The organism is Geodermatophilus chilensis (assembly GCF_002802985.1).
Lineage (GTDB): Bacteria > Actinomycetota > Actinomycetes > Mycobacteriales > Geodermatophilaceae > Geodermatophilus > Geodermatophilus chilensis.
Genome location: NZ_NVPT01000043.1, coordinates 21,038 through 33,197, shown reverse-complemented (window position 1 = coordinate 33,197; position 12,160 = coordinate 21,038). Strand labels below are relative to the sequence as shown.

Here is a 12,160-nt window from a genome sequence, read left to right as displayed (position 1 = left end):
TCAAGGATGCACGATGGGACGGCAGGCACGAGCGGTCCACAGCTCACGGAGCGTTAGCACCTTCGCGAGCGTGGCCCTCGTGCCTGCCCTCGACGCTCAGCCGCGCCGAACGCCGCAGCTCCGCCTACCGGCGGGAGCTCTAAGTCCGCACTGGCCGGAGCGCCCGCCGCACCACCGTCGTGACCGAGGCTGCTCGCCACGGGCCCACTGCTGAGGGAGGCGCGCCGTGCGCCCGCACTGACGGCGCCGGGCCCACCGCCCTTCGCGCGCGGAGGGTCGGGCTGGGCGGCGAAGATGCGCGCGGAGCCCGAGTGGCTGCCAGGATGTCTGCGCTGACCTGGGAGAACGGGGAGGGTGATGGCAGAAGGCGGGAAGAACCCTTCCGGGAAGGTCCTGCGCGGGGTCCCTCGCAACGTGCGGTCGCGAGACGGGGCGTTGGGGCTGGGGGCCTTCTACCTGCTGCTCGCCGTCGCCGCGGGCGCTTGGGTGGCGACCACAGACGAGGTGCTGATGCGGTGGCTCTGGGGGGCGTTGTGCCTGGGCTCCCTTGCGCTCAGCGGGATGTACTGGGTCGCGGCCCGGCGCCTCCCCCGGTCAAGGTCGGGGTCCGAACCCCGGCGCTGAGCTCGCCACCGAGCCGACAACATCACGGACGAGCGTGAGACTGGTGGCGTTGGCAGGGGTCGTCACAGCGCGAAACGGCGCGGTCGGCTGCGCTGAGGCGCACCCGGGTGATGCCGCCGCGCCGGGATGGGATTGCCGTCCTCGTCGAGCTCGCCGGAGTGCCGCACCCGGCGGCGTTCGAGGCGGCCGAGCAGCTGAGCACGCTTGGCACCCAGCTCGGTCCAGCCGTCGAAGGTGCTCCCGCCGCGGGACAGCAACGCCTCGTCGCAGATCTCGACGGCGCGACGCAGCGCCGCCTCGTCGCCGGGCGTGGCGAGAAGGTTCGCGTAGGCGGCGGCCAACCGCGGCTCCCGGCAGCCGGCCTTCCAGGCCAGTCGGGCGAACGACTGCGCGGACACGTCCTGCCCGGCCGCGCGGTGCCGCGCGTGGACCACCCACGCGGTGGCCTCGGCCAGTAGCCGACGGCCGTCCTTCAGCCAGGTGCTCAAGACGCCGCGGCCGGTGTCCTTGCCGGTGGTATGGAGGAACGACTTCACGACGCCCTTCACCCCGCCGTTCGCAGGCGCGCCGAGCGCGGCCGGGGCGAGGAAGCGCTGCCACAGGTCCAGCGGACACGGCTCACCGCGCCGACAGGACGGGCAGGGGGTGCCGTCCCGGTCGTCACGGTCGCAGCGACCGAGGCGGCCTAACCGGGGTAGCCACGCGTCGTGCCAGGCCAGCGCCGCTCGCCGGTCCGGCAGGGCAGCCAGCAGCGGTTCCAGGGTGCCGACGAGGGTGGCGACGGCGGGCACGTCGGGCCACCAGGCTCCGCCGGTGTCGCCGTCCACGGGCGGGGCGAGCAGCGCGGACAGCTCGGCCTCCACCGCGGCCAGCACGATGGACGCGGGCACGTCGGCGACCGCGACCCGGTCGGCGACGTAGGGACAGCGCAGGTGCGCGCACTCGGCGAGAGCGGCCTGCCAGTCCGCCACGTCGGTCGGGTCGGTGCTGGTCAGCACCAGGCCGTGTGCCTCGGTGTGCTCCTCGGGCAGCTCCGGCTCGTCGGCGAACTCGTCGGCGTCGTCGGCCAGCCGCTGGCGCCCTCGGCCGCGGATGGTCGTGGTGGTGCCGGCGCGGCGGCCCATCGCGTGCGTGCGCAGCGCCTCGAAGTCATTCCAGCCCTGCTCGGCGGCCCGCTCGAGCAGGGCGATGACCGCCTCGGCGGTAGCGCGGGCGTCGCCGGGGGCGCTGTGCGCCTTCGGGTTGGTCAGCGCCAGCTCGCGCACCAGGTGGTCCAGCCCCTTGCCGGTCGGGCGCACGCCCAGGGCACGCGGCAGCGCCATCGTGTCCAGCACGGCCAGCTCCGGCAGCTCGACGCCGAGCAGCTTGTACTCGTGCCGCAGCACACCGACGTCGGTCCGTGCGTTGTGCGCGACGAGGACGACGTGCTCCCCGTCGATGCCGCGCAGTCGGCGGGTCAGCTCCGGCTCGATCGCGGCGAACTCCGGTTCGTCGGCGAGCGCGTCGGTGGTGATGCCGTGGATGAGCCGGGTGTGGTCATCGACCGGGTGGCCCGGGTTGGCCCGCGCCGACCACGAGCTCTTCACCCCACCGGCCCGGCAGGTGACCACGGCGACCTCGATGAGCCGGTGGCGCCGGTCGGGGTCCACCAGCGTCTCCACGTCCACGACCACCAAGCGCAGCCGCGCCCACAGCGCGGCCAGCGCCGCCCCGGGGGTGGCCGGCAGGAGCTCGGCGGCGCTCACGACAGGCCTCGGCGCTCGGCCAGCTCGGTGATGAGCAGGTTGTCCCGCAGCGACGAGTAGCGGCCACTCGCCGGGCGCGGGTCCGCGATGTCGCGTAGCGGCACCGTCCACCCGCCGGCCGGGGTGGCGTCGGCCCGCAGCAGCGTGATGACGTCGCCGAGTTCGACGAACGCGCCGTGTTCGCGGGCGATGAGCAGGTCGAACAGCCGGTTGGTGCGTTCGATGTTGGCGAACCCGGTGCGGCGCAGCGCGAGCATCGGCTGGACCCGCTTGGCCAGCAGCGTCTCCAACCCGCCGGTGCTGACCGGCACCCGCGGCTGGTCGGCCAGCGCCGCCAGTGCGATGGCGAACGGCTGCTCGTAGTTGCGCCGGCGTGCGCGCACTTTGTCCAGCGGCAGCCGCTGGGCCACGCAGATCCGCTCCAAGTCGTCCCACCAGGCCGACCACGCGGCGGGGTCGGCGATGGCCCGGTCGCGGCCGAGCTGCGCCAGGTGCTCGCGCAGCACCGGCAGCGGCTCCCGGCCGCCACCGGGCACCGGCACCAGCGCGCCCCTCGTCGCCGCCAGGCCGGTACGCACCGCCGTGCCGACGTGCCACAGCGACGGGACGAACACCGTGCGCGCGGGGTCGAAGTGCTCCTCGATGGCGCGGCCGATACCGGTCGCGGCATCGGCGACGACGAAGTCGGGGTGGTAGCCGAGCTCGTCGAACAGCAGCCGCCACGCAGCGGCGGTTGACTTCGGCATCGCCTGCACCAGCCGCAGCTTCAGGTCCCGCTCGTCGGTGCCGGCCGGCAGCACGAACGGGTCGGCCGGCTCGTCCTTCCAGACCACTTCGGCGGCGGCGAGCAGGAAGAACCCCTCGTCGCGCCGCGACCGGCCCCGGTCGCGGCCGTAGACCGGCACGTCGTCGAGCAGCAGCACCTGCGGGCGGACCAGCGGCCGCCCGGCGGCGCGCAGCGCGTCCAGCCGCGTCCGGTCGGCCAGCGCCTGGGCGCGCAGCCGCTGCTCGACCGGCTCGTAGATCACTGGGGAGAACGCCTCGGTCCAGTCGGCGGCGATGTGCCACACGTTGTGGCTCTCCGCGCTGGCGGCGTTCTTGGCCCGCCTACCCGACGCCGCCCGTTCGGCCTCCGCCTTCGATAGCGAGGCCGCCCGCGCCGCCTTCCCGGCGGCCTTCGCCGCCGCCACATCAGCACCCGCCGCCGACGCCTCGACGCGGGCCTCGTCGGCCGCCTTGTCCGCCGCCACCTCGGCCTGCGTGCGGCGGTGCCGCCGGTAGCGCTGTCGGTCGGCGCGCAGCGCCGCGTGGCTGGCGGTGTCGCCGTCGTCCGTGGCGTCGGCGGCCAGCGCCTCGGCCGGGCTCGGCACCCGGTCGCCTCGGTCGGCGGCGGCCTCCTCGGCCTCGACCACCACGTCGGCCTGCTGCGGGGTCAGGCCGCCCCGGACCAGCGCCTCGTGCCGGGCGGCGGCCCGCTCGGCCTGTGCCAGCGCTTGCCGGGACACGTCGGCGTAGGAGCCGGCGTCGGCGAGCTGCGCCAGCGCGCGGGCGACGATGCGCGTCGGCCAGGAGTGCCGCCGGGCCACCGCCGTCTCGCCGTGGTGGACCCCGCGCAGCTCCTCGCACTCGACGCAGCCGGCCTCGTGCCGGTGGACGTGGTGACGGGCCAGCGGCGGGGTGAAGGAGTGCGGCTTCTCGCCGTCCTCGTTGGGGAAGCAGCGGTAGCGCTGCCGCGGCTGCGGGGTGCGCACGCCGTAGGTGCCGTTGCGGTGAACGACGCTCGACGGGTGCCGCGGGCACACCGGCGGTGACGACCACGACCGCAGCTTCAGCTCACCGGCGTCGTCCAGCGGCACGTCGAAGACGTGCAGGTCCCCACCGGGTGGAGCGCAGCGGTAGCGGCGGTGCCGCACGCCGTTGCGCTCCCGGAACCCGAAGCCGACCACGCGCCCCGCCGGGTGTCGCGGACAGCGCGCAGGCGGCACCGACCGCGGACGCCCCCGTGCCACTCACCACTCCCTCCGACGAAACGCCGACGAAGTGTGACACACGGTGACGACTTATCAACCCATTCCACACCTTGCTGCCGTACTCACCGCGGGCTGACGGCGACCCCGTCAGTCCGCCGGACGGTCGGCGGCGGGCTGCCAGACCCCCCACTCGTGCTCCCCGTCCGGGGTGCGGACCACCGCCGTCCGCGTGTACCCGAGGTCGCTCATCCGGGGCTGGAGCTGCCGCCCGATGCCCGACGCGCCGTCGAGGAAGACCACCCCGAGGTGCCGGTCCGCGAGCGCTCGCTCGAACGCGGGCAGGTCCGACAGGCCTGCGTACCGGAACGCCCCGTCGTAGGTCGACACCCACTGCCACGGCTGCGTCTGCTCCCGCAGGGCGTACTGCAGTGGCTCCGGGTTCTCCCCGGCGATCCGGATTCCCGGCGTGCTCTCGACGATCGGCGCGAGCTCGCGCGCCAGCGGCGCGGTGTCCGGCCAGCTCGTGAAGATCCGCTCCGACACCGATGTCCCGTGGAGCAGGGAGACCAGGAGCGCGGCCGCGACGAGCGGGGTGCCCCACCAGCGGTCCACCAGTGCCGCGCACAGGCGGCCCGCCAAGGGGGCTCCGAACACGAGCCCGAGGACCACGGTCTTGTGCAGGGAGACCGACTCGCCCGTGTGCACCTGGTACAGGGGGGCGGCGACGCTCGCGACCAGCAGGACCGCGCCGAGCGCGGGGCGACGGCGGAGGACCACCAGGCCGCCCAGCAGTCCCAGGGCGATCATCGGGCCGACGTCGCCGACGACCCTCCCGAGCAGCTGCACCGTGGGCTCCGGCGCGAGGCTCTGGCGTCGGACGGTGCTGTCGATGACTCCCTCCACCAGCGGTCGTGCCCAGGTGGCCGCGCTGAGCGCCAGGACGACGACCGCCGTCGACCCCGCGACGAGGCTCGTCGCCAGCCCCCGCCAGCGCCGGGAGGCGTCCCCGAGGCTGGTGGCGGCGACGGCCAGCAGGACGAAGGGCGCGTCGATCGCGGAGGCGTACTTGAGCAGCACCGCCAGCGCCAGCAGGACGCCGACCAGCACCGCCCACCACCGGCTCCGCGCCCGCTCTCCGCGGGCCACCCAGACGCCCACCGCGAGCGCCCACGCGACGGCGGCGTAGGACGGCGCGTCGTACGTGGCGAAGTGGCTCAGGACGAGGACGGGGCCGCTGACGGCGAACACCAGGGCCGCGAAGACGCCGACGCGCACCTGGCCGGGGCGCCCGAAGAGGTGTTGGCCGTCCAGTGGACGGCGACCGTCGCGCTCAGCATGCACAGGGTCGAGAACAGCCGGGCCAGCTCCAGGCCGCCGACGCCGTCCAGCAGCGCGGCGAGCACGGGGTACAGCTGCGGGGCACCGGTGAACCAGGCACTGGGGTTGCTGTCCAGGTCCGCCCCATGCAGCCAGGAGTCGATCATCCAGTGGCCGTGGTAGAGGTACAGCGCCTCGTCCTGGAAGGCCGAGTTGCTCAGCCGGAGGCTCGCCACCGCCTGCAGCAGCAGGACAGCCGCCAGGGGCAGGTGCTCCAGGAGCCGCCGGCGGGCGGGGTGCGGTGGACGCGAGGGAGGAGTCGCGGCGACTTCCCGGGCGGGTGCAGTCGGAGTGGTGGCGGGCGGCGAGGCGCCGCTCACCGCGTGGTCGGCACAGAGGTCATGACGGTCCCCGGAGATCGGCAGTGGTTCGCCGATGCGACGGTGCACGGCGCAGATGGGTCGCCCCCTCGCGGACGGAGGGCGGCGACCGGCGCGACGTTAGGCGCCCGGGCGGGGCGGGGCAGGGCCGAGCCGGCCACTGCGGAGTGTCCGTGCCAGCTCGCGGGGAGTCGGCCACGGCGGGTGCACGACCGAGGGGTCGTCAGCGGCGCGCGTGTCACGCCGTGCGCGTGGTCACCGGCGGGTGAGGCGCTCCGTCGCGATGCCCTGCGCCAGGCGCTCGAGCAGGGGCTCGGCCTCGGCCATGCAGCGCTCGGGGTCCGGCTCCAGGTCGGTGAGCGCGTGCGCGGCGTCGATGCCGGCCTCCCGCAGCGCCGCGTCGTCCAGGTCGCGCCGACCGCACACCGCCACCACCGCGGGGACGCCGGCCGCCCGGGCCCGGCGGGCGACGCCGACCGGTGCCTTGCCGCGCAGGCTCTGCTCGTCCAGCGACCCCTCACCGACCACGACCAGGTCGGCGCCGGCCACCAGCCGGTCGAAGCCGAGCAGGTCCAGCAGCAGGTCGATGCCCGGCCGCAGCTGCGCGCCGAGGACGGCGAGGGCGGCGAAGCCCACGCCGCCGGCCGCGCCCGCCCCCGGCTCGTCGCGCAGGTCGCGGCCGGTGACCTCGGCGACCGCGTCGGCCAGCCGGGCCAGGCAGCCGTCGAGGTGGGCGACGTCCTCGGGGGCGGCGCCCTTCTGCGGGCCGTAGACCGCGGCGGCGCCGGAGGGGCCGGTCAGCGGGTTGTCCACGTCGCAGGCGACGACGACCTCGGCGCCCTGCAGCGCGGCGGCGACCCCGCTGACGTCCACCCGGGCCAGCCGCTCCAGCCCCGCGCCGCCGGGCCCGACCGGTGCGCCGTCCGCGTCGAGCAGCTGCGCGCCGAGCGCCTGCAGCAGCCCGGCGCCGCCGTCGGTCGTGGCGCTGCCGCCGATGCCCAGGACGATGCGGCGGGCGCCGGCGGCCAGCGCCGCGGCGACGACCTCGCCGGTGCCGCGGCTGGTGGCGGTGCGGGGGGCGAACCGGCCGCCGGGCAGCCGGCCGAGCCCCGAGACGTCGGCCATCTCGACGACGGCGACGTCGCCGAGCCGGGCGTAGGCGGTCTCCACCGGCTCGCCGGTCGGTCCCGACGCGGTGACGGGCACCGCCTCGTAGCCCGCGGCCAGCGCGGCGGCGAGGGTGCCGTCACCGCCGTCGGCGACCGGCAGGCAGCTCACCTCGACGTCCGGTCGGCCGGCGGTGAGCCCGCGCGCGACGGCGGCGGCCACCTCGGTGGCGGTCAGGGATCCCTTGAACTTGTCCGGGGCGACGAGGACGCGAGGCACCGGCCGATCCTGTCAGCCTGTCGGAATCTCCTGAAGCGAAGTGGTAGTTCTGTTCCGCGAAGAGCTGTACCTGTGGCAGGTGGGGATCCGCGCCGAGCCGATCCCCTCTGCGGTTCGAACGAACGTGCTTCCCGCGGCTTCAACTTGTTTGTTCCCCGCGAGCCGCGGGGGTTGCGAAACCGGGGGTGCTCGCTGACAGACTGTCACCGCCGTCGACGGGGGGGAGACAGGTGTACGACGACGTCCCGGGTGACTTGAGTACGGCCGCTCGATCGGTGTGGGCCAAGTCCCGGCGTGACCCGCACGATCCCGAGGCCATCGAGGCGTGGATGCCGCTGTGGCGCCACCTCGACGACACGGCCGCCGTCGCCGGGCGGCTCTGGGACGAGTGGCTACCCGAGTCGGTCCGCCGGGTGGTGGCTGGCAGCGTCGACGGCGATCACGATCGGGCACGCCGGTTCGCGGTCTGGCTCGCCGGCGTCCACGACGTGGGCAAGGCGACGCCGGTCTTCGCCGTCCAGGCCCGGCGTCTCGCCGAGGACATGCACCGGGCCGGCCTCGAATCGCGCGGCCCGTACGCCGAGCGCAGTTCGCTGCGGCACGAGCTGGCCGGGCACATCTGCGTGAGCCGCTGGCTACGCGATCGGCACGGTTGGTCCAAGCGGGACGCCGAGCGGCTGGCCGTGGTCGTCGGTGGCCATCACGGCGTCGCGCAGACGCCGCAGCAGATCAACGACGGCGAGCAGCTGACCCAGCTCATGGGTCCCGGCCGGTGGGTCGACGTGCGAGAGGAGTTCCTCGGTCGTCAGTCCCGCTTTCTCGACGAGGGCGACCTGGTCGCCGCGCCCGTCCTCTCCCAGCCGGCGCAGGTGCTGCTCACCGCGCTGGTCATCGTCGCCGACTGGATCGCCAGCAACGAGGAGCTCTTTCCCTACTCGACCACCGAGAGCACCGAAGCCCGGCTGGACCGCGCCTGGCGGGGCCTCGACCTGCCGCGGCCCTGGGAAGCAACGCTGGACACCGGTGACGTCGACATCCTGCTGGACAGCCGCTTCGGGTTCACCGGATCGGCACGACCGGTGCAGCGGAACGCCGTCCGCGCGGCGCAGGAGCTCCCCGACGCCGGGCTCGTCGTGATCGAAGCGCCGATGGGGGAGGGCAAGACCGAGGCCGCACTGCTGGCCGCCGAGGTGCTGGCCGAGCGCTCCGGCGCGGGAGGATGCTTCGTCGCACTGCCGACCCAGGCCACCACGGACGCCATGTTCGGCCGGGTGACGGCGTGGGTGGATCGACTCCCCGGTTCCGAGCGCCGGTCGGTGTTCCTCGCCCACGGGAAGGCGTCACTCAACGACGAGTACCGCGGTCTGATGGCGCAGGGACGCCTCCTCGCCGTCGCCGTCGACGACGGTTCGCCCGACGACGCTCGACCCAGCGCGGCCACCGGATACGCCCCACAGCTGGCTGTCCAGACCATCGCCCACCAGTGGCTGCAGGGCAGGAAGAAGGGCGTCCTGGCGTCCTTCGTCGTGGGCACGGTGGACCAGACGCTGTTCGCGGCGTTGAAGAGCAAGCACCTGATGCTCCGGCACCTGGCTCTGGCGGGGAAGGTCGTCGTCATCGATGAGGTGCACGCCTACGACACCTACATGAGCTCCTACCTCGACCGAACGCTGCACTGGCTGGGTGCGTACGGCAGCCCGGTCGTCCTGCTCTCGGCCACCCTTCCGGCGAAGCGGCGCGAGCAGATGATCGCCGCCTATCGCTCGGGGCAGGCCGCAGCCGCCGGCCGTCCGGCGGTGCCGGCCGACGCACCGCGGGACGACGGCGCCTATCCCTTGATCACCGCGGCCTCGGCTGACGGGGTGCGGCGCTACCCGACCCCCGCCTCGGGACGGCGGACGAGCGTGCGGCTCGAGCGGCTCGACGACGACCTCGACAGCCTCGCCGACGTCGTGGCGGAGGCGCTGGTCGACGGCGGCTGCGCGCTCGTGCTCCGCAACACCGTCACGCGGGTCCAGGAGGCGGGGCGCTTCCTCGCCGAGCGCTTCGGCGCCGATGACGTCACCGTCGTGCACGCCCGGTTCCTGGCGGTGGACCGAGCAGAGAACGACCGGAAGCTGCTGGCCCGCTTCGGGCCTCCGGGCGCCGGTCGCCCCACCCGCCGGCACATCGTCGTCGGCTCGCAGGTCGTCGAGCAGTCCCTGGACGTCGACTTCGATCTCCTGGTCACGGACCTGGCCCCGGTGGACCTGCTGCTGCAACGCATGGGCCGGTTGCACCGCCACGCCCGCGGCACCGATCAGCAGGACCGGCCGCCGCGGCTGTGGGCGGCACGGTGCCTGCTGACCGGCGTCGACTGGAGCACGGTTCCGCCCGAGCCGGTGGCCGGGTCGCGGGGGGTTTACGGCGCATATCCGCTCCTGCGGTCGCTGGCCGTACTCGGGCCCCACCTGGACGACAGCCGGCCCGTCGAGTTGCCCGGCGACATCGCACCCCTCGTGCAGACCGCGTACGGGGACGCCCCGGTCGGGCCGCCGGACTGGGCGGAGGCCATGACGCGAGCCCACCGAGAGGACGTCGCCAAGGCCACGGACGCCGACGACCGGGCGAGGACGTTCCAGCTCCGGCCCGTGGACCCGAGGGCCGGCGCCGTCGTGCAGTGGGTCCAGGGTGGCGTCGGGGAGGCGGACGACGGGCCGCAGGGGGAGGCCCAGGTGCGCGACGGGCAGATGTCCCTGGAGGTCCTCGTCGTCACCGAGGACGAGAACGGGCTGTCGGTGCCGCGTTGGGTCAACCGCCGCGGCGGTGAGCTGCTGTCCACCGAGCTGGAGATCGGCAGCGAACAGGCGCGGGTGGTCGCCGGCTGTTCCCTCCGGCTGCCGCCGGCACTGAGCAACCCGGGCACCATCGACGCCACCATCGCCGACCTGGAACGGCGGTGGGTTCCCGCCTGGCAGCGGTCGCCCTTGCTCGCCGGCCAGTTGCTCCTGGTCCTCGACCCGGATGGACACGCCGAGGTGGCCGGCCGGCAGCTGCACTACACCCGGTGCTACGGACTGGAGGTCGTGCGCGCATGACCGGATCGTCGAGCTTCGATCTCACCACCGAGCCCTGGATTCCCGTCCTCGACGTCGAGGGCGCCGTCCGGGAGCTCTCTCCGGTCGAGGTGGTCGAGCAGGCGCATCGGCTGGTAGCGGTCGTGGGGGAGCTGCCGACCCAAGGGTTCGCACTCACCCGGTTGCTGCTGGCCGTGCTGCATCGAGCCGTGAGGGGACCGGCCGATGCGGTGGCGTGGGAGGAGCTGTGGCGAACCGACGGCCTCCCCGTCGACGACGTCGCCCGATACCTGGAGGCCTGGCGGCACCGGTTCGACCTCTTCTCCGCCGATACGCCGTTCTTCCAGGTCGCCGGGCTGGCCACGGGGAAGGGCGAGGTCTCGGGCCTGGAGAAGCTCATCGCCGACATCCCGAACGGGCACGCGTACTTCACCACTCGCGCCGGCGCCGACCTGAGCAGGATCGGCCCCGCCGAGGCGGCCCGGTGGCTGGTGCACGCGCAGGCCTTCAACCCGTCCGGCATCAAGTCCGGAGCTGTCGGCGACGATCGGGTCAAGGGCGGCCGGGGCTATCCGATCGGGATCGCCTGGGCGGGCAACCTCGGGGGCGTCCTGCTGCAGGGCACAACGCTTCGAGACACCTTGCTCCTCAACCTGCTGCCCTACCAGGACGCCGAGATGGAGTGGGGGGCACCCGAGGACGACCTGCCCGTGTGGGAGCGACCACCGATCACTCCGGCAGTCGAGCTGGTCGACGGCATCCCCCGCCGTCGACCGCGGGGGCCGGCCGACCTCTACACCTGGCCCAGCCGCCGGGTCCGGCTGGCCGGCGACGCGGGCGGGATCACCGGGGTGCTCATCGCCAACGGAGACCCGCTGGAACCGCAGAACCGGCACACGGTCGAGCCGATGAGCGCCTGGCGACGCAGCGCTGCTCAGGAGAAGAAGCGCGGCGAGCCGTTGGTGTACATGCCGAAGGAGCACTCGATCGAGCGCGTGTTCTGGCGGGGCCTGGCCGCCCTGCTGCCACAGGGAGCTCGGCGAGGCCAAGACCGTGGCGGAGCACAGTCTCTGCCTCCTCCTGTCGTGGAATGGCTGGCGCGCGTGCGCTATGACGACGCACTCCCGGAGGAGTACCCCGTGCGACTGCGGGCGGTCGGGCTCGTCTACGGGAGCATGGACTCCGTCGTCACTGAGTTGATCGACGACGAGCTGTCGCTCTCGGTCGCCGTTCTGCGTGCGTCCCAACCGGAGCTCGGCCAGGAGGCCGTCCGTGCGGTGGGGGCTGCCGAGCATGCGGTGCGGGCATTGACCCGGCTGGCGGGCAATCTCGCCGCCGCCGGAGGCCGCGATCCCGAGGGAGCCGGAGCCCGGGCGGGTGAGCTCGGGTACGCGGCGCTCGACACCCCGTTCCGACGTTGGCTGGCCGATCTGCGCAGCGACAGCGTCCTGCACGAGGTCGAGGAGGACTGGCACCGTCGGGTGGCGCGCATCGTCCGTGATCTGGCCCGCGACCTCGTCGAGTCGGCCGGTGCCGCCGCATGGAAGGGACGCGAGGTGAACAAGCGGCACCTCGACGCGGCGCTGGCCGACATCTTCTTCGACACCGAGCTGCGCAAGGCCGTGCCGCGCGCTTTCGCCGAGCCAGTGCCGGCCGGCCGGTGAACCGGATCCGAACAGGAC

The 12,160-nt window shown here is 74.2% G+C and carries 7 protein-coding genes; 2 read left to right on the top strand and 5 right to left on the bottom strand.

The genetic code is table 11. The features are described from left to right. Positions 1-686: 686 nt before the first annotated feature. The 5 genes from CNO22_RS09535 to CNO22_RS09515 form a co-directional block, all read right to left on the bottom strand. Positions 687-2,369, bottom strand: a complete 1,683-nt coding sequence (locus tag CNO22_RS09535) for a 3'-5' exonuclease (RefSeq protein WP_198588210.1) — start codon at positions 2,367-2,369, stop codon at positions 687-689. Next, positions 2,366-4,315, bottom strand: coding sequence for a hypothetical protein (locus CNO22_RS28235; protein WP_100499137.1), 1,950 nt, complete (start codon positions 4,313-4,315; stop codon positions 2,366-2,368). Before CNO22_RS28235 ends, CNO22_RS09535 begins: the two co-directional genes overlap by 4 nt. 171 nt (positions 4,316-4,486) lie before the next feature. Next, entirely contained in the window at positions 4,487-5,614 is a 1,128-nt protein-coding gene (locus tag CNO22_RS09525) for a hypothetical protein (protein ID WP_100499136.1), read from the bottom strand. Beyond that, entirely contained in the window at positions 5,554-5,892 is a 339-nt protein-coding gene (locus CNO22_RS09520) for a hypothetical protein (RefSeq protein ID WP_157936872.1), read from the bottom strand. Before CNO22_RS09520 ends, CNO22_RS09525 begins: the two co-directional genes overlap by 61 nt. 399 nt (positions 5,893-6,291) lie before the next feature. Further along, on the bottom strand, positions 6,292-7,422 hold the full coding sequence (locus tag CNO22_RS09515) for a glycerate kinase (RefSeq protein ID WP_100499134.1): 1,131 nt from the start codon (positions 7,420-7,422) through the stop codon (positions 6,292-6,294). 230 nt (positions 7,423-7,652) lie between these two features. Here CNO22_RS09515 and cas3 point away from each other — a divergent pair, with 230 nt between their 5' ends. Continuing rightward, positions 7,653-10,499: a CRISPR-associated helicase Cas3' gene (cas3, locus tag CNO22_RS09510; protein WP_198588209.1), complete on the top strand. Its 2,847-nt coding sequence runs from the start codon at positions 7,653-7,655 to the stop codon at positions 10,497-10,499. After that, the gene (gene casA, locus CNO22_RS09505; protein WP_100499133.1) at positions 10,496-12,142 is read left to right on the top strand and encodes a type I-E CRISPR-associated protein Cse1/CasA; all 1,647 of its coding nucleotides are present in this window, start codon (positions 10,496-10,498) and stop codon (positions 12,140-12,142) included. Before cas3 ends, casA begins: the two co-directional genes overlap by 4 nt. The last annotated feature ends 18 nt before the right edge of the window (positions 12,143-12,160 follow it).

Excerpts from the sequence above, each read along its gene's own strand:
- casA (WP_100499133.1), top strand. The coding sequence starts at position 10,496 with ATGACCGGATCGTCGAGCTTCGATCTCACCACCGAGCCCTGGATTCCC.